This is a genomic window from Mycobacterium sp. 852002-51961_SCH5331710, assembly GCF_001665535.1.
Lineage (GTDB): Bacteria > Actinomycetota > Actinomycetes > Mycobacteriales > Mycobacteriaceae > Mycobacterium.
This window is the reverse complement of sequence record NZ_LZSQ01000086.1, coordinates 39,777-61,609: the sequence shown is the minus strand read 5'-3', so window position 1 is coordinate 61,609 and position 21,833 is coordinate 39,777. Positions and strand designations below refer to the sequence as shown.

The 21,833-nt window shown below is 68.5% G+C and carries 24 protein-coding genes; 11 read left to right on the top strand and 13 right to left on the bottom strand.

The window, feature by feature from the left end:
* Positions 1-5 precede the first annotated feature (5 nt).
* From A5752_RS14965 to A5752_RS14955, 3 genes are read left to right on the top strand one after another with little or no spacing between them, the layout of a single operon-like run.
* Positions 6-704, top strand: a complete 699-nt coding sequence (locus A5752_RS14965; protein ID WP_231983417.1) for an SDR family oxidoreductase — start codon at positions 6-8, stop codon at positions 702-704.
* Positions 695-1,636, top strand: a complete 942-nt coding sequence (locus A5752_RS14960) for a glycosyltransferase family 9 protein (RefSeq protein ID WP_067086877.1) — start codon at positions 695-697, stop codon at positions 1,634-1,636. Before A5752_RS14965 ends, A5752_RS14960 begins: the two co-directional genes overlap by 10 nt.
* Positions 1,633-2,931, top strand: coding sequence for a UDP-glucose dehydrogenase family protein (locus A5752_RS14955; RefSeq protein ID WP_067086874.1), 1,299 nt, complete (start codon positions 1,633-1,635; stop codon positions 2,929-2,931). Before A5752_RS14960 ends, A5752_RS14955 begins: the two co-directional genes overlap by 4 nt.
* Here A5752_RS14955 and A5752_RS14950 read toward each other — a convergent pair.
* A complete protein-coding gene (locus tag A5752_RS14950) occupies positions 2,925-3,944 on the bottom strand; it encodes a DNA topoisomerase IB (RefSeq protein ID WP_067086871.1) in 1,020 nt (339 codons plus the stop codon). The two genes, A5752_RS14955 and A5752_RS14950, sit on opposite strands and share 7 nt — an antisense overlap.
* Before the next feature lie 256 nt (positions 3,945-4,200).
* On the opposite strand from A5752_RS14950, the gene A5752_RS14945 reads away from it, so the two are divergent.
* Entirely contained in the window at positions 4,201-4,644 is a 444-nt protein-coding gene (locus A5752_RS14945; protein WP_067086868.1) for an ATP-binding protein, read from the top strand.
* Positions 4,645-4,706: 62 nt separating this feature from the next.
* On the top strand, positions 4,707-5,429 hold the full coding sequence (locus tag A5752_RS14940) for an RNA polymerase sigma factor SigF (protein ID WP_369816186.1): 723 nt from the start codon (positions 4,707-4,709) through the stop codon (positions 5,427-5,429).
* Here the strand turns inward: A5752_RS14940 and A5752_RS14935 are convergent.
* Positions 5,400-5,843, bottom strand: a complete 444-nt coding sequence (locus A5752_RS14935) for an STAS domain-containing protein (RefSeq protein WP_082963904.1) — start codon at positions 5,841-5,843, stop codon at positions 5,400-5,402. The two genes, A5752_RS14940 and A5752_RS14935, sit on opposite strands and share 30 nt — an antisense overlap.
* Before the next feature lie 278 nt (positions 5,844-6,121).
* On the opposite strand from A5752_RS14935, the gene A5752_RS14930 reads away from it, so the two are divergent.
* The gene (locus tag A5752_RS14930) at positions 6,122-6,652 is read left to right on the top strand and encodes a nucleotidyltransferase family protein (protein ID WP_067086866.1); all 531 of its coding nucleotides are present in this window, start codon (positions 6,122-6,124) and stop codon (positions 6,650-6,652) included.
* Between the two features lie 2 nt (positions 6,653-6,654).
* Here A5752_RS14930 and A5752_RS14925 read toward each other — a convergent pair whose 3' ends face one another.
* The 7 genes from A5752_RS14925 to A5752_RS14895 form a co-directional block, all read right to left on the bottom strand.
* The gene (locus A5752_RS14925) at positions 6,655-6,984 is read right to left on the bottom strand and encodes a hypothetical protein (RefSeq protein ID WP_067086863.1); all 330 of its coding nucleotides are present in this window, start codon (positions 6,982-6,984) and stop codon (positions 6,655-6,657) included.
* Positions 6,985-7,009: 25 nt separating this feature from the next.
* Entirely contained in the window at positions 7,010-8,809 is a 1,800-nt protein-coding gene (locus tag A5752_RS14920) for an acetyl-CoA carboxylase biotin carboxylase subunit (protein WP_067086860.1), read from the bottom strand.
* Positions 8,810-8,930: 121 nt separating this feature from the next.
* Positions 8,931-9,341, bottom strand: coding sequence for a SufE family protein (locus tag A5752_RS14915; RefSeq protein ID WP_067086858.1), 411 nt, complete (start codon positions 9,339-9,341; stop codon positions 8,931-8,933).
* Positions 9,338-10,225, bottom strand: a complete 888-nt coding sequence (locus A5752_RS14910; protein WP_067086855.1) for a sulfurtransferase — start codon at positions 10,223-10,225, stop codon at positions 9,338-9,340. Before A5752_RS14910 ends, A5752_RS14915 begins: the two co-directional genes overlap by 4 nt.
* Before the next feature lie 37 nt (positions 10,226-10,262).
* Positions 10,263-10,904, bottom strand: a complete 642-nt coding sequence (locus A5752_RS14905; RefSeq protein WP_067086852.1) for a Maf family protein — start codon at positions 10,902-10,904, stop codon at positions 10,263-10,265.
* The gene (locus A5752_RS14900; protein ID WP_067086849.1) at positions 10,901-11,194 is read right to left on the bottom strand and encodes an acyl-CoA carboxylase epsilon subunit; all 294 of its coding nucleotides are present in this window, start codon (positions 11,192-11,194) and stop codon (positions 10,901-10,903) included. The genes A5752_RS14905 and A5752_RS14900 overlap by 4 nt, the downstream gene beginning before the upstream one ends.
* Complete coding sequence (locus A5752_RS14895) at positions 11,191-12,831, bottom strand: acyl-CoA carboxylase subunit beta (protein ID WP_067086846.1); 1,641 nt, start codon at positions 12,829-12,831, stop codon at positions 11,191-11,193. The genes A5752_RS14900 and A5752_RS14895 overlap by 4 nt, the downstream gene beginning before the upstream one ends.
* 95 nt (positions 12,832-12,926) lie before the next feature.
* Here A5752_RS14895 and A5752_RS14890 point away from each other — a divergent pair, with 95 nt between their 5' ends.
* Positions 12,927-13,733 (top strand): biotin--[acetyl-CoA-carboxylase] ligase, encoded by an 807-nt coding sequence (locus A5752_RS14890; RefSeq protein WP_067086844.1) that lies wholly within the window; start codon positions 12,927-12,929, stop codon positions 13,731-13,733.
* A 20-nt stretch (positions 13,734-13,753) separates the two neighbouring features.
* Positions 13,754-14,272 carry a PH domain-containing protein gene (locus A5752_RS14885; protein ID WP_067086841.1) on the top strand — a complete coding sequence of 173 codons (519 nt, stop codon included), beginning with the start codon at positions 13,754-13,756 and terminating at the stop codon, positions 14,270-14,272.
* Here the strand turns inward: A5752_RS14885 and A5752_RS14880 are convergent.
* Entirely contained in the window at positions 14,227-14,904 is a 678-nt protein-coding gene (locus A5752_RS14880) for a GtrA family protein (RefSeq protein ID WP_067086839.1), read from the bottom strand. The two genes, A5752_RS14885 and A5752_RS14880, sit on opposite strands and share 46 nt — an antisense overlap.
* 103 nt (positions 14,905-15,007) lie before the next feature.
* On the opposite strand from A5752_RS14880, the gene A5752_RS14875 reads away from it, so the two are divergent.
* The 3 genes from A5752_RS14875 to A5752_RS14865 are packed head-to-tail and all read left to right on the top strand — an operon-like array spanning position 15,008 to position 17,949.
* Positions 15,008-16,228 (top strand): 5-(carboxyamino)imidazole ribonucleotide synthase, encoded by a 1,221-nt coding sequence (locus tag A5752_RS14875; protein WP_286159391.1) that lies wholly within the window; start codon positions 15,008-15,010, stop codon positions 16,226-16,228.
* The gene (purE, locus tag A5752_RS14870) at positions 16,221-16,733 is read left to right on the top strand and encodes a 5-(carboxyamino)imidazole ribonucleotide mutase (RefSeq protein ID WP_067086836.1); all 513 of its coding nucleotides are present in this window, start codon (positions 16,221-16,223) and stop codon (positions 16,731-16,733) included. The genes A5752_RS14875 and purE overlap by 8 nt, the downstream gene beginning before the upstream one ends.
* A gap of 52 nt (positions 16,734-16,785) precedes the next feature.
* A complete protein-coding gene (locus A5752_RS14865; RefSeq protein ID WP_067086833.1) occupies positions 16,786-17,949 on the top strand; it encodes an acyl-CoA dehydrogenase in 1,164 nt (387 codons plus the stop codon).
* An 86-nt stretch (positions 17,950-18,035) separates the two neighbouring features.
* On the opposite strand, the gene A5752_RS14860 is transcribed toward A5752_RS14865, so the two are convergent.
* From A5752_RS14860 to A5752_RS14850, 3 genes are read right to left on the bottom strand one after another with little or no spacing between them, the layout of a single operon-like run.
* On the bottom strand, positions 18,036-19,511 hold the full coding sequence (locus A5752_RS14860; RefSeq protein ID WP_067086818.1) for a multicopper oxidase family protein: 1,476 nt from the start codon (positions 19,509-19,511) through the stop codon (positions 18,036-18,038).
* A 52-nt stretch (positions 19,512-19,563) separates the two neighbouring features.
* Positions 19,564-20,286 (bottom strand): TIGR03089 family protein, encoded by a 723-nt coding sequence (locus A5752_RS14855; protein WP_156613880.1) that lies wholly within the window; start codon positions 20,284-20,286, stop codon positions 19,564-19,566.
* 1 nt (position 20,287) lies between these two features.
* Positions 20,288-21,757, bottom strand: coding sequence for an LCP family protein (locus tag A5752_RS14850; protein ID WP_067086815.1), 1,470 nt, complete (start codon positions 21,755-21,757; stop codon positions 20,288-20,290).
* Positions 21,758-21,833: the final 76 nt, after the last annotated feature.

The window sequence follows — 21,833 nt, the reverse complement described above, 5'->3', positions numbered from 1 at the left end:
CCTCAATGGCTCTGGGAATGGCTCTGGGCAACATCATCATCACCGGCGGTGCATCGGGACTCGGTGCGGCGACGGTGGAAGCCGTTGCACGCCAGGGTGGTACACCGCTGGTGATCGACCGCAACGACCCGAAACCGGGAGTGGCCTTCGCGCGCGCCGACCTCGCCGACACCGAGGCCGTCGACGCCGCGGTGCGCACGCTCGCCGATCAGGTCGGCGGTCAGATCCACGGCGTGTTCACCGCGGGAGGCACCGACGTCTGCGGCAAGCTCGACGATGTCGCGGTCAAGGACTGGGAACGCGTCATCCATGTCAACCTGCTCGGCACGGCCGCCGTGATCCGGTCGGCGTTGCCCTACTTGAAGAGCACCGGCGGCCGGATCGTCACGTGCGCATCGACGTTGGGCATCAAGGCCGTCAGCGACGCCACCGCGTACTGCGCCTCCAAATTCGGTGTCGTCGGATTCTCCCGCGCTCTGGCAGCCGAACTCGCGGGAGAGGTGGGCGTGACGACGTTGATTCCCGGCGGCATGCACACGGCCTTCTTCGACAGCCGCGACGAGCAGTACAAGCCGTCACCGGACGCCAAGCTGAACCAGCCCGAGCACGTGGCCGACACCGTGGTGTTCGCGCTCTCCCAGCCGGCCGGCTGTGAGGTTCGCGAGCTCGTGGTGTGTGCCTCGACGGAGTCTTCGTGGCCGTGAGCCCCGACAGCGTTCTGGTCCTGCGCGCGTTGGGTCTCGGCGATCTGCTCACCGGGATCCCGGCGCTGCGCGGCCTGCGGCGCGCGTACCCGGATGCCCACATCGCGCTCGCCGCGCCCGAACGGTATCGGGATCTGGCGATGCTCTCCGGCGCGGTCGACGAGCTCGACCCGACGCCCGGCCTCGGCCGGCTCCGTCCCCGCCGCGAGCCGCCTGCCCTGGCTGTGAACCTGCACGGCAGTGGCCCCGAAAGCATCGCCGACCTGTGCAGCCTTCAGCCCGGCGCTCTGATCAGCCACCGCCACTGCGCCTTCCCCGGCATCGACGGGCCACCATGGCGCGCCGATCTCCATGAGGTCGACCGGTGGTGCACCCTGCTCGAATGGGCCGGGATACCCTGCACCCCCGGGGATCTGGCGATACCGCGGCCGCCCGGTTATCCGGATCGGTCGTCGGCCGTCGTGATCCACCCCGGAGCCGCATACGCGGCGCGGCGATGGCCGCCGGAGCGGTTCGCGGAAGTGGCCGGCGCGCTGCGCAGCCGCGGGCATGACGTGGTCATCACGGGTGACGACCGCGAAGTCGACCTCGCGACGTCGGTGGCCGATGCCGCCGGCCTGCCCCGATCAGCCGTCCTCGCAGGCACTCTCGGCCTGCTCGAGCTCGTCGCGCTGATCAGCGACTGCCGCCTGCTGATCTGTGGCGACACCGGCGTCGGGCACATCGCGACCGCGACCGGCACGCCGTCGGTGCTGCTGTTCGGTCCCACCCCGCCGGACCGGTGGGGACCCAGGGGATCGGGTCCGCACATCGCGGTCTGGGCCGGCGACAGGGGCGACCCGCACGCCGACCGCCCCCACAGTGGGCTCTTGCTGATCACGGTCGGCCGCGTCCTCGACGCCAGCGAGAGGCTGCTGAAGGACTGCGCATGAAGATTATTCGCACGGGTGTGATCGGCGCGGGCTACGTCGGGCTGACGACCGCGGTGTGCCTGGCCGAACGGGGCCACCACACGGTGTGCGTCGACGTGGACGCCGGGCGGGTCGAGCAGCTCCGCAGCGGTGTGCCCCTCCTCGACGAACCCGGTCTCCCCGAGCTGCTGCGCCAGGGCCTGGACACCGAGAGCCTCGAATTCACCGTCGAATACCGCGAATTGGCCGGATGCGATGTGGTGTTCGTTTGCGTGCCGACGCCGAGCGGGTCCGACGGGTCGGCCGACCTGTGCGCGGTCGACGACGCGGTCGACCACCTCGCCGCGGTGTTGCGGCCCGGCGCGGTGCTGGTGCTCAAGTCGACCGTTCCGGTCGGCACCACCCGTCGAATCGCGCAACGGGTCGAAGGCGCCGGCATCCGCGCGGTCTCCAATCCCGAGTTCCTCCGCGAGAGCCACGCGATCTACGACTTCCGCAACCCGGACCGCATCGTGATCGGGACCGTGGACCCCGACGCGGCCGATCTGGTTACGCGCGTGTACGGCAACCACACGCAGACCTTCCGGATGAGCCCGGAGAGCGCCGAGTTGGCTAAGTACGCCAGCAATGCGTTTCTCGCGGTGAAGATCTCCTACGCCAACTCGCTGGCACGGCTGTGCGCGCGCATGGGCGCCGACGTCACCGACGTCATCCGCTGCATGGGCGCCGACGTGCGCATCGGCCCGCACTTCCTGCAGCCCGGCCCGGGGTGGGGCGGGTCGTGCCTGCCCAAGGACACCTCGGCCATCCTGCACACCGGACGGGTCGCGGGTGTGGAGCTGCCGGAGATCGACTCGGCCCGCGTGACCAACTCCACGCAGTCCGCGCACATCGTGTCGACCCTGCGCCGGGCAGTGGCCGCGCCACTCGGGCAGGCCCGCATCACCGCCCTGGGCCTGACCTTCAAGGCCGGCACCAGCGATTTGCGCGATTCCCCGGCGTTGACCGTCTGCGCCGACCTGGGCCGCGCCGGTGCGCAGGTGACGGGCTACGACCCGCGGTTGGACGCGATGGACCACACGCGGCTGCGGGCCTCGTCGATCGTGGCGGTCGACGATCCGTACCTTGCCACCAAGGACGCCGACGCGATCGTCGTGCTCACCGAATGGCCGGAGTTTCGGGAACTCGACTGGGCCTTGATCGCCGAGCACGCGCCCGGCGCCGTCGTCGTCGACACCCGCAACCTGCTGGACCCGGCGGTGCTCAGCGAGGCTGGACTGACCTACCTGGGTAATGGAACCCCCTCGGGCTACTGACCTTTCGCCACCCTGCGGATGAGGCGTGCGGTGCTGCGGTCGAGTATCTCCTGGCGGTCGGCCAGGATCTTGGCCTTCGCGGCGCGCTTGGCGGCCGCGGCGATCGTGAGCTCGGACTCGTAGGCCGTGACGACTCGCGGATCGACGTACGAACTTCGGGCCACCGCGGGTGTGTTGCCGAGTTCCTCGGCGACCTCCTTCATCACCGCGGACTCGACGCGCTTGATGACGGTCTTGTTGACGGGTGGGTCGGCGTCCACGAACGCGGCGGCGGCCAACACCGTGCCATGCCAGGTGCGGAGGTCCTTGATCGTGTACCGGTCGCCGACGAGTTCCTTGAACCGGGTGTTCAGGTCGTCGGCGTGGATGTCGATCCAGCCCGAGCCGTTGCGGCACACCAGCAGCCGCTCGGTGCGCTCCGGGCGGCGCAACAGCGCGCGGATCGAGCGGACCGCCTCGGGGTCATCGATCAGCAGCGTGCGCCGCACGCCGCTCTTGGCGGGGAAGTCGAACTCGATGGCGTTGCGCTGCAGCGTCACGTGCTCGCAGAGCAGCGTCGCGATGCCGTACGAGTTGTTCTCCTCGGCGTACTGCTCGGAGCCCGCCCGGAAGTACCCGAGATCGGCCAGGTGCAGTGCAAGGGCCAGCACGCGGTCGCGATGCAGCCCGCGGCGGCGCAGGTCCGCGGCGATGCGCCTGCGCATCTCGGGCAGCGCGGCCGACATCTCCAGCACCCGGTCGAACTTCTCCTCGTTGCGCTCCTCCTGCCACCGCTGGTGGTAGAGGTACTGGCGCCGGCCCGCGGCGTCGGTGCCCACCGCCTGGATGTGGCCGTTGGGGTAGGGGCAGATCCACACCTTCTTCCAGGCGGGCGGGATGACCAGATCCTTGATGCGCTGCAGGGTCTTCTCGTCGGTGACCGGGCTGCCGTCGGGATGTTCGTAGGAGAACCCGCGGCCGCGACGCACCCGGCACAGGCCGGGGCCGCTGACGACGCTACGGCGTAGACGCATGTTTGGCCCCCGAGTGCAGGGGGGTACTGAACCCCCACCATGGAGAAGTCTTACTTTGTCGCGCCGTCAAAACGCCGCTCGTCACAGCCGTGTTCACCGTTCGGTCGGTCGCGTGCGGGGTGGGGCCTTCTCCATGACGGGGTAAATACCCGCGCTGGCGTGCGGCACACGTCATCGTCCGCGGGTAGGCGGAGTACTCGTGGTTAGGTGGGATCCGACCTGGGGTAATCTCGCTTCGACATTGCCGGGAGGTCAAATGGCCGACGTTGCCAGAACTACTGCCAACAAGAACAATGGGCACGGGCACGGCGCGCGGTCGGTGGAACTCCGGGTCGCCGCCGAACTCGAGAACCTAGCGGTTCTGCGCACCCTGGTCGCCGCCGTGGCGACCTTCGAGGACCTGGACTTCGACGCCGTCGCCGACCTGCGCCTAGCGGTCGACGAAGCGTGTACGAGGCTGATCCGGTCCGCGGTGCCCAACTCCACGCTGCTGCTCGTCATCGACCCGCGCGAGGACGCGGTCGTCATCGACGCGTCCACGACCTGCAAGAGTTCCGACATCCTGGCGCCGGGAAGCTTCAGCTGGCACGTGCTGAGCTCACTGACCGACGAAGTGAATACCTTCGAGAATGGGCAGGGACCCGAGAACGCTCAGGTGTTCGGGATCTCCATGACGACGAGACGAGCGACGCTGCAGTGACGCCGTCGACGTCACAGGGTTCGTCGTCGCGCTCGAACTCTGAGTACGCGGATGTCGCCGACATGTTCCGCGAGCTGAAGAACGTGCCGGAGGACTCGCCGAAATTCCAGCGCCAGCGTGACCGCATCGTCGAGCGCTGCCTACCGTTGGCCGACCACATCGCGCGTCGCTTCGACGGCCGCGGCGAACCGCGCGAGGACCTCGTCCAGGTGGCCCGCGTCGGACTGGTGAACGCGGTGATCCGCTTCGACGTCGAAGCCGGCTCGGACTTCGTCTCGTTCGCGGTGCCCACCATCATGGGCGAGGTCCGGCGGCACTTCCGCGACAACAGCTGGTCGGTGAAGGTGCCGCGGCGGCTCAAAGAACTCCACCTGCGCCTCGGCGCCGCCACCGCGGAGTTGTCCCAGCGGCTCGGCCGCGCCCCGACAGCGTCGGAGCTGGCCGCGGAACTGGGCATGGACCGCGATGAGGTCGTCGAGGGCCTGGTGGCAGGCAGCTCCTACAACACGCTGTCGATCGACAGCGGCGGCAGCGGAACCGAGGACGCCCCGGCGATCGCCGACACCCTGGGCGACGTCGACCTCGGCCTCGACCAGATCGAGAACCGAGAAGCGTTGCGGCCGTTGCTCGCTGCGCTGCCGGAGCGCGAACGAACGGTGCTGTTGCTGCGCTTCTTCGAGTCGCTCACCCAGACGCAGATCGCCGAGCGCGTGGGCATCTCACAGATGCACGTGTCGCGACTGCTCGCGAAGTCGCTAGCGCGACTCCGGGACCAGTTGCAGTAACGGCCGGTTGGGCTCCTCGGGAGAGAGCGCCGCAGCCAGGCTGTCGCGGATGGGCAGCGCGGCGTCCGGATCGCAGATACGCAGCAGTCGACTGACCGACGCGCTCGGCACCAACGCCCAGTCGATCTTCTCGCCCGCAGTGCGCACGTTGAGCGTGTGCAGCGCGGAAAATCCTGCGGTGCCGAAGAATTCGACGCCCGACAGATCGATCACGAGGCGCTCGAGCTCGGCGGCATTGCGCATCGCGTAGTTGACGAACTCCATGGAGTTCGCCGCGTCGATCTCACCGTGGGCGGAGACGATCGCGGTGTCGGGCGTCAGCCGACGCGTGGCGAAATGCGCCGTATGGCAATCGCGTGTTTCAACCGACTGCGCATCGGCAATGGAAAGGGGTGTGCAATGAGTAATAGACATGTGTGACTCCATCAGTGAATGTGGCATTCGTACTGTGGTTCACGTCAAAAATTGGGGCCCTGCGTATTCAAAGCCTTCGCAGCAGTGGCGGGAGTTCTGCCCTGCACGTCGATGACGTTCCAGCTCGGCTGTGAACTCAACCTGGATTGAACCCTACGCTGCTAACTGACCATGCACAATCAATATCGAGATCGTCACCGTAACCGCTGGTCAGAACACTGGAATACCTGAGAAATGGCAATTTTGTCGAAACTCGACGCCCCTGAAAGACGTCGGACATGACCCTCGCCGGTGTGCTGCTGGCCGCCGGTGCCGGCACTCGCTATGGAATGCCCAAAGTGCTTGCGGCGCAAGGCGAGTGGCTGAACACCGCGGTGAACGCGCTGCATGCGGGCGGATGCGACGACGTGGTGGTGGTGCTGGGCGCGGCATTGGTCGAGGTGCCGCCGCCGGCACGCGCTGTTTTCGCCGAGGCCTGGGCGGACGGATTGTCGGCTTCGCTGCGGGCCGGGTTGTCGGCGATCGACGCGGATTTCGCCGTGCTGCACACCGTCGACACGCCCGACGTCGGTGCCGAGGTGGTGCGCCGTGTGGTGGCCGCCGCGACCGTTTCGGAGTCGGGTCTTGCGCGGGCCCGCTACGCGCAAGCGCCCGGGCACCCGGTCGTCATCGCCCGCAGGCACTGGGCCGCTCTGCTGGAACAGGTGCACGGCGACCAGGGAGCACGCTCGTTTCTGACCGGCCGCGACGACGTCGTGTCGGTCGACTGTGCCGATCTGGCGACGGGTCGCGACATCGACGTCAGCTGACGTCAGCGGACCGTGAGGCCCAGCATCCCTGTGGCGAACCGGCGCACGGACTCCTCGGAGATCGCCGCCGCGTCGGCGTGTCCCTCGCGGAACCGTGTGCGCAGCAACGCGGCGTGCGGATCGAGCGTGATCTCGGCCAGCATCTCTCCGGTGGTCGGTTCGCAGACCGCCCAGGTGTAGGCGGTGTCGGAGGCCCACTGCGCGCGGCAGCGCGTGATGTAGCCCGGATCCGTCTCACCCATGTCGGCGAGCGCGGGGCCGTCGTCGATGAGTTCGCCATCGCGCGGCGCCCGCAAATACCAAGCGCCGGCGTTGATTTCGACCGGCTCCACGCGGCGCCCTACCCGCGGCCCTCGGCTACTTGATCTCGGCGAGGACGGTGCCCTGCGTGATGGCGGCACCCGCCTCGACCGCGAGGCCGGTGATGGTGCCGTCCTTGTGCGCGGTGACGGGGTTCTCCATCTTCATCGCCTCGAGCACCACGACGAGGTCACCCGCGGAGACCTCCTGGCCCTCTTCGACGGCGACCTTGACCACGGTGCCCTGCATCGGCGCGGTCACCGCATCACCGGAGGCGGCCGCTCCGCCGCCGCCACCACGCTTGCGGGCCTTGGGCTTCTTGCGGACGACGCTGCCGTTGGCCGCCGGAGCGCCACCGCCACCGAGCGCCAGATCGCCGGGCAGCGACACCTCGAGCCGGCGCCCGCCGACCTCGACGACCACGGTCTGCCGCGGGACGGTGTCCTCTTCCTCGATCGGATCGCCACCGGTGAACGGCTCGACGGTGTTGTCCCACTCGGTTTCGATCCAGCGGGTGTGCACGGTGAATCCGTTGTCGTCGCCGATGAACGCGGGGTCGGACACGACGGCGCGATGGAACGGGATCACGGTGGCCAGGCCCTCGACGGTGAACTCGTCGAGCGCACGACGGGACCGCTCCAGGGCCTCCTGGCGGGTGGCGCCGGAGACGATCAGCTTGGCCAGCATCGAGTCGAACTGGCCGCCGATGACCGAACCGGTCTCCACCCCGGAGTCCAGCCGCACGCCCGGGCCGGTCGGCGGCACGAACTTGGTGACGGGGCCGGGAGCGGGCAGGAAGCCGCGGCCGGCGTCCTCGCCGTTGATGCGGAACTCGATCGAGTGGCCGCGCGGCGTCGGATCCTCGGTGATGTCGAGCGGCTCGCCGTTGGCGATACGGAACTGCTGGCGCACCAGGTCGATGCCCGAGGTCTCCTCTGTCACCGGATGCTCGACCTGCAGGCGGGTGTTGACCTCGAGGAACGAGATCAGCCCGTCCTGGCCGACGAGGTACTCGACGGTGCCCGCGCCGTAGTAACCGGCCTCCTTGCAGATGCGCTTGGCCGACTCGTGGATCTCCTTGCGCTGGGCGTCGGTCAGGAACGGGGCGGGGGCCTCCTCGACCAGCTTCTGGAACCGGCGCTGCAGCGAGCAGTCACGGGTGCCCGCCACCACGACGTTGCCGTGCTGGTCGGCGATCACCTGCGCCTCGACGTGGCGGGGCTTGTCCAGATAGCGCTCGACGAAGCACTCGCCGCGGCCGAACGCCGCGACCGCCTCGCGCACCGCCGACTCGTAGAGCTCGGGGATCTCCTCGATGGTGCGGGCGACCTTCATGCCGCGGCCGCCGCCGCCGAACGCCGCCTTGATCGCGATCGGCACGCCGTACTCCTTGGCGAACGCGACGACCTCGTCGGCGTCTTTGACAGGGTCGGAGGTGCCGGGCACCAGCGGCGCCTGCGCGCGGGCGGCAATGTGGCGGGCGGTCACCTTGTCGCCGAGGTCGCGGATCGACTGCGGGCTGGGCCCGATCCAGATCAGGCCGGCGTCGATGACCGCCTGCGCGAAGTCGGCGTTCTCGGAGAGGAACCCGTAGCCCGGGTGGATCGCGTTGGCTCCGGACTTCTCGGCCGCGTCGAGCAGCTTCTCGAACACCAGATACGACTCGGCCGACGTCTGGCCACCGAGCGCGAACGCCTCGTCGGCGAGCCGTACGTGAGGAGCGTCCGCGTCAGGTTCGGCGTACACCGCCACGCTCTGCAGCCCCGCGTCCTTGGCGGCCCTGATCACCCGGACCGCGATCTCCCCGCGGTTGGCGACCAGCACCTTGGAGATCTTCGAGCTGGCGTGACTGGGCACTGCGCCTCCTGGTGGCATGTCTAAGAAACGTCTTTAGGAATGTAACTGGGGGAAGTTTATGCGTCGTCGCCGAGGTCCCCGTGAGCCGGTCCCTTACCCGTCGGTAACCGACGGAACGCCCTCAGCGAAGCCGCTTCTTGATGCGGGCCAGCATCGCCGACATCCCACGCAACCGCAGCGGGCTGATCAGCGCCGCGAGCCCAAGCTCGGAGTAGAAGTCGTCCGGCACGGCGAGGATCTCGTCGGCGGGGTGGTCGTCGAGCCCTGCCGCCAGGATCGCGGCGAACCCGCGCGTCGTGGGGGCTTCGGCGGGTGCGCTGAAGTACAGCCGGACGTGGTCGCGGTCGTCTGCGTCGACGTGCAGGAACAGCGGCGACTGGCACTCGGGAACCGGTTCCATCGCCGCCTCCTCGAGGTCGGCGGGCAGCGGCGGCAGCTCATTGGCGAACTCCAGGAGCAGTTGCAGCTTGTCCTGGCCCTGCATCTCCTTGAAGTCCGACACCACCTCGGCCAGCGCGGCCGGCATGCTCATGGCGCTTCGCCCGGATCTTCCCCTGTGACCACGGGAACCCGCACGGCGTTGCCCCATTCGGTCCACGAGCCGTCGTAATTGCGGACTCCGGGCAGGCCCAGCAGGTGCGTCAGCACGAACCAGGTGTGGCTCGAGCGTTCACCGATGCGGCAGTAGACGATCGTCTTGTCGTCGGGGGTCAGGAAGCCGTACAGGTCCTCGAGCTCGGCACGGCTGCGGAACCGGCCGCTGTCGTCGGCGGCCTTCGCCCACGGGATGGAGCGTGCGGTGGGGATGTGGCCGCCCCGCAGCGCGCCCTCCTCGGGATAGTCGGGCATGTGGGTGCGCTCGCCGGTGTACTCCTGCGGTGAGCGGACGTCGATCAGGGGCGCCTGGCCGAGCACGTCGAGCACGTCTTCCTTGAACGCACGAATGGGTGCGTCGTCGCGCTCGACGACGGGGTAGCCGGTGCTGGTCTTGGTCGGCACGTCCAGCGTGGTCTCGCGGCCGTCGGAGATCCACAGGTCGCGGCCTCCGTTGAGGAGGCGGACGTCCGGGTGGCCGAACAGTGTGAACACCCACAGGGCATACGCGGCCCACCAGTTGCTCTTGTCGCCGTAGATCACGACGGTGTCGTCGCGGGAGATGCCCTTGCGGTTCATCAGCTCGGCGAACTGTTCACCGGTGATGTAGTCGCGCACGTGGGGATCGTTGAGGTCGGTGTGCCAGTCGATCTTGACCGCACCGGGGATGTGGCCGGTGTCGTAGAGCAGCACGTCCTCGTCGGACTCGACGATGGCGAGCCCCGGTCTGCCCAGGTTCGCCGACAACCAGTCGGCGGTCACCAGGCGTTCGGGGTGGGCATACGACTGCAGGGCGGGGTCTGGATCGGCAGGTAGAGGCACAAACCCGAGCCTACCGAGGCACGCGTATCCCGTGGGATCAGGTGACCGGGTTGTCGCGCCAGAGGTCGGCCAGCGACAGTCCGGCCCGCTCGAACATGCCGCGGACCAGCGGTAGGCCGATGCCGATCACCGACGAGGGGTCGCCCTCGACGCCGTCGACGAACCAGCCGCCCAAACCGTCGAGGGTGAAGCCGCCGGCCACCGCGGTCGGCTCCCCGCTGGCGACGTAAGCCTCGAGATCGACGTCTGACGGTGTCGCGAAGTGCACCGTGGTGGAGGTGGCCTCGGCCAGTCGGCAAGCAATCTCGTTGTCGCGCAGCCGAATCACGCAGTGTCCGGTGTACAGCCGGCCGGAGTTGCCCGCCATCTGGCGCCAGTCGGCCAGCGCCGTCTCGGGCGAGGCCGGCTTGCCGACCAACGCGCCGTCGCGCAGCAGCATGGAGTCGCACCCGATCACGACGCAGTCCGTGCCGACGGCGGGATCGAGGTCGGCGACGACGGCGTCGGCCTTGGCCGTCGCGAGCGCGACCGTCACCTCCGCAGGCGTCGCCGCCGGGCCGAGGTCGGCGATGACGGCGTCCTCGTCGACCCCGGAGACCACGATCAGCGGATCGATTCCGGCTTGCCGCAACACTTTTCGGCGGCCGGAGGAGGCCGAACCGAGGACGACGCGCGTCATCGACGACGCATGTGTGTCCGTTCCACGAGCGTCACCCGCTGCCAGCTGAACGGCGTGTACCGCAGCCGGTTGACGGGATGACCCCAGAGGTTCTCCTCCTGCTCGCGCGGCTCGGCCGGTGCGCTCGACGCGGCGGCGAGCACCGCGATCAGCGCGGCGAGCTCGTCCTGGGTCGGTTCACCCTTGACGACCTGGATATGCGCCTCGTGATCCTGCTGAGTGGCGATCTGCTCGTCGGTCACCGTCACGTCGGCCTCCCCGTCGCTCGCCGGATCGTTCGCCCCGCTCACAGGGGGATGTTCCCGTGTTTCTTGGGCGGAACCTGCGTGATCTTGCGCTCGAGGAGCCGCAGCGCGTTCGCGACGTAGCCGCGCGTGTGCGACGGCGGGATGACCGCGTCGACGTAACCGCGTTCGGCCGCGATGTACGGATTGACCAGCGTGTCCTCGTACTCCTGCTGCAGCTCCAGGCGCAGCGAGTCGACGTCCTCGCCGTTCTTGGCGGCTTCCTTGAGCTTCGAGCGGTACACGAACCCGACGGCGCCCGAAGCGCCCATCACGGCGATCTGCGCGGTCGGCCAGGCGACGTTGACGTCGGCACCCATCTCCTTGGACCCCATGACGCAGTAGGCGCCGCCGTAGGCCTTGCGGGTGATCACGGTGATCTTGGCGACCGTCGCCTCGCCGTAGGCGTAGAGCAGCTTGGCGCCGCGCCGGATGATGCCGTTGTACTCCTGGCCGGTACCGGGCAGGAAGCCGGGCACGTCGACAAGCATCACGATCGGGACGTTGAAGCAGTCGCAGGTCCGGATGAAGCGGGCGGCCTTCTCCGAGGCGTTGATGTCCAGGCAGCCGGCGAACTGGGTCGGCTGGTTGGCGACGATGCCGACGGGGCGGCCCTCGATGCGGCCGAACCCGACGATGATGTTCTGCGCGTAACCGGCCTGCACCTCGAGGAACTCGTCCTCGTCGAGGATGCGGGTGATGACCTCGTGCATGTCGTAGGGCTGGTTCGGCGAATCCGGAATCAGCGTGTCGAGTTCGAGGTCCTCGTCGGTGAGGTTGTCCTCGATCGGGCCCTCGGGCACCGCCTCCGGATAGCGCGGCGGATCGGCGTAGTTATTGCTCGGCAGGTACGACAGCAGCTCGCGCACGTAGTCGAACGCGTCCTGCTCGCCGGAGGCCACGTAGTGCGCCAGACCCGACTTCGCCATGTGGGTGTGCGCGCCGCCGAGTTCCTCCATCGTCACCTCTTCACCGGTGACGGTCTTGATGACGTCCGGCCCGGTGATGAACATCTGGCTGGTCTGGTCGACCATGATCACGAAGTCGGTCAGCGCGGGGGAGTAGACGTGCCCACCGGCCGCGGCGCCCATGATCAGCGAGATCTGCGGGATGACGCCGGAGGCCAGGATGTTGTTGTGGAAGATGTTGCTGTACAAGCCGAGTGAGACGACACCCTCTTGAATGCGGGCGCCTGCGCCGTCGTTGATGCCGATCAGCGGCCTGCCGGTCTTGATGGCCAGTTCCTGGACCTTGACGATCTTCTCGCCGTACACCTCGCCGAGGCTGCCGCCGAAGACCGTCGCGTCCTGGCTGAAGATGCACACCTCGCGGCCGTCGACGGTGCCGTAGCCGGTCACCACGCCGTCGCCGAGGGGACGGTTGGCCTCCATGCCGAAGTTGGTGCTGCGGTGGCGAGCCAGCGCGTCCAGTTCGACGAACGAGCCCTCGTCGAGCAGTGCCAGGATGCGCTCGCGAGCGGTGAGCTTGCCCTTGGCGTGGGTCTTCTCGATCGCTTCCTCGCCGACCGGGTGCAAGGTCTCCTCGGTCCGCTTGCGCAGATCGGCCAGCTTGCCCGCGGTGGTGTGGATGTCGATCTCGTGTTCGCCTGACGGCTCGACCGACGGCTTTTGAACGGAGGTCATGGTGGTCGATGCTAACGAACGGCCGCCGCGCGACCGACGGCGCGTCCTTAAGGTCTCCTTAAGGCTCGACAACTGACAGACGGGAGTGCGACGCGATGACCGCACAACAGGTTCCACTCGACGTCGCAACGCTGCGCGAGCAGGTCGGCAGCGGTTCGAAGACGTGGCGGCGCATCGATGTGGTGGACGAGACCGGATCGACCAACGCCGACCTGACCGCGCGCGCCGCGCGAGGCGAGGACATCGACGGCGCCGTGTTGATCGCCGAGAACCAGACCGCCGGCCGAGGCAGGCGGGGCCGCAGCTGGTCGGCGGCGCCGTTCGCGCAGATCACGATGTCGGTGGGGATCGACGCCACCGCGGTGCCCAGCTCGGCGTGGGGTTGGCTGCCGCTGGCGACCGGCGTGGCCGTCGTCGACGCGGTGGCCGACACGGGCGTCGCTGCGGGCCTGAAGTGGCCCAACGACGTCCTCGCCGGCGAGGGCAAGCTGGCCGGCATCCTGGCCGAAGTGGCGGCCGGACAGCGGGCCGTGGTGATCGGCGTCGGGCTCAACGTCTCGCTGCGCGCCGAGGATGTCGGCGTCGAGGGGGCGGTCTCGCTGGTCGATCTCGGTGTCCCGGCACCCGACCGGCAGCGCCTGGTCGTTCGGCTGCTGCACGAACTGGGCAACCGCCTCGAATCGTGGCGTCGCGCCGGAGGCGCGGACGCCGGGCTGGCGGCCGACTACCGCGCCCGGAGCCTGACGCTGGGGCGGCGCGTCCGCGCGCTGCTGCCCGGCGAGCAGGAGATCGTCGGTGTGGCCCGTGACGTCGACGACCAGGGCAGGCTCGTCATCGAGGCCGACGGTCGGCCGGTGACGGTTTCGGCGGGTGACATCGTGCATCTGCGTCCCGACCAGTGATTTCGTCCTAAAGTCATCGCATGGGTTACCCGGATAACGTGCTCGCGTCCGACGAGCAGGTGGTGCTGCACCGCCATCCGCACTGGAAGCGGCTCATCGGGCCGGTCCTGATCCTGCTCGTTGTCACGGCGTTGGCCGCGTTCGGCGGCGGCTACGTCAACAGCACCGGCTGGGACCAGACCGCCCGCAACGTCGTGCTGATCGTGATCGCCGCGATCTGGCTGATCATCGTCGGATGGCTGACGCTGTGGCCGTTCCTGAACTGGTGGACCACGCACTTCGTGATCACCGATCGTCGCGTCATGTTCCGCCACGGCGTGTTGACCCGGTCGGGCATCGACATCCCGCTGGCCCGGATCAACAGCGTCGAGTTCCGGCACGCGCTGCTGGACCGCATCTTGCGAACCGGCACGTTGATCATCGAGTCAGCGGCGCAGGACCCGCTCGAGTTCCACGACATCCCGCGAGTGGAGCACGTCCACTCGCTGCTGTATCACGAGGTCTTCGACACCCTGGGCTCGGAGGAGTCGCCCAGCTGAGCAACCTTGCCGGCGTGTCGGCCGGGCCGGCGCAGCGGCGTGACGTTGCCCTCGCCGTCGACGTGATCGACGTGCTCGTGGTGGTCCTCCATGAGCTCGGCGAGCCCGCCCGCGGTGAGCGACTCGACCGCCTTGTCGGGGTTGCGGCCGAACTCGTCGGGGAACACCCAGCGCCGGAACGCCCAGAACCGGAACGCCATCTGCAGCAGGTTGCCGATGATGTAGGCGGCGATGAAGTCGGCGATGTTCTCGACGGTCAGGCTGACCTCGGGCACCCGCAGCATCAGCACGTAGCTGGAGAACCACAGCGGGGCCATGCTCAACAGCACGCCGACGCCGGAGAAGCCGAAGAACAGCAGCGCCTCGTGATGACGCTCGCGGCCGCCGCGGTCGCGGAAGCTCCACTCGCGGTTGAGGATGTAGGACGCGATCACCGCGACAATGCCCGCGATGATCTTCGCCGTGACCGGCTTGGGCTCGAGCACCGTGAGCTTGAGCGTGTAGAAGACGGACGTGTCGATGATGAACGTCGTCGCGCCGACTATCGCGAACTTGATGAGTTCGTGATGCCGCTCGAAGTACGGCCGTACCGGTTTCGGCAGCCGCGCGATCGTCGCATCGGTAAAGGACACAACAGGGCAGTGTACGTAAATCCGGCAGCCTACGTGTACCCATGCAGGTCGCGGTGGGTACGCGGGGGCCGACCCGGACCGGTCGTCATGACACCATGTGGACGTGTCGCAGAACCCCAAAGGACCCCCGGTGGTCGCCATGGTCGGCGGTGGTCAGCTGGCCCGGATGACCCATCAGGCCGCGATCGCGCTCGGCCAGACGCTGCGTGTGCTCGCGGTCGATGCCGGTGACCCGGCCGCGCAGGTCAGCCCCGATGTGGTGCTGGGCACACACACCGATCTCGACGCGCTGCGCCGCGTCGCCGCCGGCGCCGATGCGCTGACTTTCGACCACGAACACGTGCCGACCGAGCTTCTGGAGAAGCTGCTCGCCGAGGGCGCCAACGTGGCACCGCCGCCGTCGGCGCTGGTGCACGCCCAGGACAAGCTGGTCATGCGCCGCAGGCTGGAGGCGCTCGGCGCGCCGGTGCCGCGATTCGCGGCGGTCGAGGAGCTGGCTGACGTCGACGCGTTCGCCGAGCGGGTCGGCGGCCCGGTCGTCGTCAAGACCGTGCGCGGCGGCTACGACGGGCGCGGAGTCACGCTGGCCGCGGACGTCGCCGAGGCGCGCGACGCCGCGCAGCGGTATCTGGACGGCGGGGCGCAGGTCCTGGTCGAGGAGAAGGTCGCGATGCGGCGCGAACTGGCTGCCCTGGTGGCGCGTTCGCCGTTCGGGCAGGGCGCCGCGTGGCCGGTGGTGGAGACCGTGCAGCGCGACGGCATCTGCGTCGAGGTGATCGCACCCGCGCCGGGCCTGGACGACGAATTGCGTGCGGCGGCAGGCCAATTGGGACTGAAGCTGGCTGCTGAGCTCGGCGTCGTCGGCGTGTTGGCCGTCGAGCTGTTCGAAACCGTCGACGGCGCGCTGCTGGTCAACGAGCTCGCGATGCGACCGCACAACTCAGGGCACTGGACCATGGACGGTGCGTACACCGGCCAGTTCGAACAGCACCTGCGCGCGGTGCTCGACTATCCGCTGGGCGACACCGCGCCGATCGCTCCGGTCACCGTCATGGCCAATGTCCTTGGCGCGCAAGAGGCCCCGGCGATGACGATGGACGAGAGGCTGCATCACCTGTTCGCGCGGATGCCCGACGCCAAGGTCCATCTGTACGGGAAGGCCGAGCGGCCGGGCCGAAAGATCGGCCACGTCAACGTGCTCGGCGAGGCGACGGGCTCGCTGGACGACGACGCGTACGTCGCCGATGTGCGCGAGCGCGCGGTGAGGGCGGCACACTGGTTGTCGCACGCGGAATGGACGGACGGATGGGACCCACATGAGTAGCGCTCCTGCGCCGCGCGTCGGCCTGATCATGGGTAGCGACAGCGACTGGTCGGTGATGGAGGATGCCGCCCACGCGCTGGCCGAGTTCGAGGTGCCTTTCGAGGTCGGCGTCGTCTCCGCACACCGCACGCCGGTCCGCATGCTCGAATACGCCCAGGGCGCGGCCGACCGCGGCATCGAGGTGATCATCGCCGGCGCGGGCGGGGCGGCGCACCTGCCCGGCATGGTGGCTTCGGCGACCCCACTGCCCGTGATCGGCGTGCCGGTGCCGCTGGCCAAGCTCGACGGCCTGGACTCGCTGCTGTCGATCGTGCAGATGCCCGCCGGGGTCCCGGTGGCCACGGTGTCGATCGGCGGGGCCCGCAACGCGGGGTTGTTGGCGGTGCGGATCCTGGGAGCGGCCGACGCCGCCCTGCGCGAGCGGGTCGTGCGTTTCCAGGCCGACCTGCACGACACGGTGCTGCAGAAGGACGCGGCGCTGCGGGACCGCCTACTCGGCGAATAGGTCGACCGGGGCCCGCGAGAGTAGGGTTACCGGCGAGTAGCAAGGAGTTTTCATGGCCATCGGCAACCCGTCATTCGACCTCTTTCAGCTCTCCGACGAGCACAACGAACTGCGCGCGGTGCTGCGCGACCTCTGTGAGAAGGAGATCGCCCCGCACGCCGCCGACGTCGACGAGAAGGCGCGCTACACCGACGAGGCGCTTGCGGCGCTGACAGCTTCCGGCATGGCCGCCATCCACATCCCCGAGGAGTACGGCGGTCAGGGCGGCGATTCGATCGCGGCCTGCATCGTGATCGAAGAGGTCGCCAGGGTCTGCGCGTCGTCGTCGCTGATCCCGATCTGCAACAAGCTCGGCACCATGGGGCTGCTGCTGCGCGGCAGCGAGGAACTGAAGAAGCAGGTGCTGCCCTCGATCGCCGCGGGTGAGGCCGTCGCCTCCTACGCACTCTCGGAGCGCGAGGCGGGCAGCGACGCCGCTTCGATGCGCACCAGGGCCCGCCGGGAGGGCGACGAGTGGGTGCTCAACGGCGCCAAGTGCTGGATCTCCAACGGCGGCCAGTCGACCTGGTACACGGTGATGGCGGTCACCGACCCGGACAAGAAGGCCAACGGCATCTCGGCGTTCATTGTGCACAAGGACGACCCCGGCTTCTCCATCGGCGCCAAGGAGAAGAAGATGGGTATCAAGGGATCGCCCACCACCGAGTTGTACTTCGAGGACTGCCGGATCCCGGCCGACCGGATCATCGGCGACGAGGGCACCGGGTTCAAGACCGCGCTCGCCACCCTGGACCACACCCGCCCGACGATCGGCGCGCAGGCGGTCGGCATCGCGCAGGGCGCACTCGACGCCTCGATCGCATATGTCAAGGAGCGCAAGCAGTTCGGCAAGCCGATCGGCGACTTCCAAGCCGTGCAGTTCATGCTCGCCGACATGGCGATGAAGATCGAGGCCGCCCGGTTGACCGTGTATTCCGCGGCTGCTCGCGCCGAACGCGGCGAGCCCGACCTCGGGTTCATCTCCTCGGCGTCGAAGTGTTTGGCCTCCGACGTCGCGATGGAGGTGACCACCAACGCCGTGCAGTTGTTCGGCGGCTACGGCTACACCACCGACTTCCCCGTCGAGCGGTACATGCGCGACGCCAAGATCACTCAGATCTACGAGGGCACCAACCAGATTCAGCGCGTGGTGATGTCGCGCGCCCTGCTGAAGTAGTAGCCCCCTCCCTTTCTTCCGCGAGCAGACGCAAAACTGCCCATTTCTTGGCGAAATGAGGCAGTTTTGCGTCTGCTCGCCGGGGTTCAGGTGTACTCGATAAACGTGGCCATGCCCGCTTCGAGGTGATACGTGTTGTGGCAGTGGGTGATCCACCGACCGGGGTTGTCGGTGTCGAAGTCGATCTCGACGGTGCGCAGCGGTGCGACGAGCACCGTGTCTTTGCGGGCCAGCGGCCCACCGGGCCCCATCACTTGGAACGTGTGCCCGTGTAAGTGCATGGGGTGGAACATCTTCGACTCGTTGACGTAGCGGATGCGCACGCGTTGGTCGCGCGTCACCGCGTATCCGTCGCGGGGCGGATCGTAGCGACGTCCGTTGATCGTCCACGTGTAGCCGTCCACCGGACCGGCGAGCCGCATGTCGATGACCTGCTGTGGGGCGCCGGCGGGCAGGTTCACCTCCGGTGCGGCCGCCAGCGTCGCGGTGTCGAGCGGAGCGCGCCTGCGCAGCGTCGCGACGTAGTCCTCGATGCCGGCTGGGCCGGCCTTCTTGTCGACGCGCATGTTGAGCCGGGCGTAGCCGTCCTTGCGATGCGCCGCGGCGACGACGGGAGCCGACGCCTGCAGCGTGACGATCGCGTCGGCACGTTCACCCATTCCGAGGATGACCGAATCGACCTGCCTGGTCTCGACCGGGAACCCATCGGTGGCGATAACCCGCAGCGGGTGGCCGGGCACGCCGACCTGGAACGCGGTGTCCGACCCGGCGTTGATGATCCGCAGCCGGATACGTTGTCCGGCACGGTAATCGACCACATGCGGGTCGACGGCCACCCGGCCGTTGACGAGGTAGTAGGGGTAGGTGACGTCGCCGCCGTCGTCGCCGAGCGGTGTGGCCGGGGTGATGCCGGCGTCCGGGACGTTCGGCATCGGCGCCATGCCTGCCCTGTTCAGGTCGGCCAGCACCTGGTCGGGTGTGCGCCCGGTGCCGTCGACCCAGTCGTCGAGCACGATGACGAGTTCATCGTCGTAGTCGGCGCCGTCGGCGGCATCCTCGATGATCAGCGGACCGTAGAGGCCGCGGTCGAGTTGGGTGCCCTCGTGGGAGTGATACCAGTAGGTCCCGGCGTCGGGCACGACGAAGTCGTAGGTGAACGACTCGCCCGCGGGCACTGCGGGCTGCGTCAGCACGGGCACGCCGTCCATCGGGTTGGGTATCGCGAGGCCGTGCCAGTGAATGGTGGTTGGTGCGGGCAGTCTGTTGTTCAGCTGCGCGCGCATCCTCTCGCCCTTGCGGATTCGGATCTCCGGCCCGGGCACCCCGTCGGCATACGCCCACGTGCGAACCGCGACCCCACCGAGATCGACGTCCACCTCCGCGGGGGCGAACGTGATGTCGAACCCGTCGCCACGGTCCGCAGGCGCCGGCTCGTTACGCGACGAACACGCGCCCACGACGCCTGCCGCCACGCCGGCCGACAGCACGAGGAAACCGCGCCGGTCGATCACGCTCCTCAGCGTGGCACCACGGCCCCGCGAGCAGACGCAAAACTGCCTCATTTCGCCGAGAAATGGGCAGTTTTGCGTCTGCTCGCGAGAGAAGGCGCGACGGTCAGCCCTTGGTGACCTTCTCCGTCGCCCTGCGCCGATCGGCCAGCGCGGGATCGGGGTTGGCCACCTGCACGAGCGAGGCGCCGACGGCGAAGAGGGCCAGCAGGTGCTCGACGAGCTCGTCGGCGGTATCCCAGCCGGCGCTGGACAGCACGCGATCGGAAGCCGTAATCCCTTGCGCTGCAGCGGCTTCGTGGGCCGCTTCGAGCACGTCGTCGACGCCACGGCCGTTCAATGCGGGGCCGGGGGAGCGCTCGGGAACGATCTGGTCGCCGTGGACCCGAACGGCGGTGGCGTAGTCGGTCACCCCGACCGGCAGGTCGGCGGCGGGCTTGCCGAACGGGTCCAGCGACAGGACCGCGACCTCACCTATTCCGCCGCCCATGCCCACGATCTCGTCGGCCTCGGCCAGCCGGTCCGCGATACACAGCGCGACGTCGGCCGCGTCGTCGGCACCGAGCACCACCTCGGCGCCGATCCACCAGATGCCGAAGTACACCGCGGCGCTCTGCCAGTGCGCGGGCAGCAGAACCGCGACGCGCGTCGACGGGCCGGCGCCCAACTCGTCGCGTAACAGGTTGGCGGTCTTGGCGGCCCAGTTCGTGAGCGTGGCGGTCGACAACTCGATCCGTTCGCCGGTGGCGTCGTCGTAATAGGTGATCCGCGGGCCCGCCGGGTCGGAGGCCATGAGCGGGTCGAGGATCGCGCCGCTGAGCGTAGTCACGCTAGTTGATGCACGCGGGATCGTCGGATCCGGCGGTCAGGATCGGCGACGGCGGCGGCGGTGCGGTCTCCGTCGACCCCACGGTCACGGAGTCGGCGGCAAGCGTCGGAACGCTGCTACCGTCCAGGCCGGAGCCCGGGCCCGTGTAGTCGTCGGCGAGCACCACCCGCACGCTGCCGGGCGCCACCGACGGGTCCTCGACGATCGCCAAACCGCCCAGATCCTCCGAAACGGCCTGCGCGCCAAGGTCGTCGCTCTTGGGTGCGCGGACCTGGCTGTTGGCCACCGGATCGCCCTCGTGGTTGCCCGTTGGGCCGGGGTTGAAGCCCTTGTTGGTCAACACCTGTGACACCGAGGCGGCCAGACCGTTGACTTCGGTGGCGTTGACCACCTCGACGGTGGTCTTGTCGGGCGAATAGGCGATCTCCTCGGTCTTACCCTGATCCTGCTCGTGCAGCAGGCTTTCCACCCAACTCTTGACCTCGCTGGGGTCGACCCGCACGACACTCTGCATGCCGTCGTCGCTCCAGCCGTTCTCCTGCAGCACCGGAATGGTGGCGAACGCGACGTTACCCGCGGCCAACTTCTGCAGCTGCTCGGCGAATTCCATGACGTCCCAACCATCGGACAGCACCACCGAGCGCTGGACCGCGTCCTGCAGCCGGTTCAAGGTGGACGGGCTCGACAGCGTCTTGCCCGAGATCACCTCGTGGGCAAGCGAAGCCATCACGGCCTGTTGGCGCGTCACCCGGTCGAGGTCGCCGCGCGGCAGGTCGTGGCGCTGGCGCACGAAACTCAGCGCCTGCGGACCGTTCAGCTTCTGCCAGCCCGCCGGGAAATCGGCACCCGAAAGGGGTTCGTAGACCGCCTCTTTCAGACACACATTGACGCCACCGAGGGCGTCGGTGATCAACGCGAAGCCCAGCAGGCCGACCTCGGCGTAGTGGTCGACGGTGACGCCGGTGAGGTTGGCGACGGTTTTGATCAGGGCCTCGCGGCCGGCCTCGGTCGCCTGCGGCTCGGCATCGGCGGGGTCCATTCCCTTGCCCTCGACGAGCTCGGTCATCTTCTCCAGATGTTCCGAGCCGTAGACGCCATTGATCTTCATCTTGCCGATACCCGGCGCCTCGACATAGGAGTCGCGGGGGATCGAGATGGCGGTGGCGGACTTTCCGTTGTTCGGCACGCGAATCAGGATGATGGTGTCGGTGTTGGTCGACTCGTCGTCGCCCGCGCGCAGCGTGGCCAGCTCCTCCTGGGACAGGGGATTGCCGTGCGCGTCGGTGCGGCTGTCGAGCCCGACGAGCAGGATGTCGATCGCGCCGTCCTCGCCGCCCTCGCCCAGCGCGATCGACGAGATGTGATTGATGCCGGACTCGAACGAGCGGATCTTGCCCCACGCGACGCCGGTACCGACCACGATCGCCAAGGCCGCGGACACGGCGATGACACGAAGCATTCGACCGGGCATCAGCCCAGGCTACTGGGGAGACGGGCACAGAGCGGGTAGCGCTACTCGGCGTGCCAGACTCGTGACCGTGTCTTTT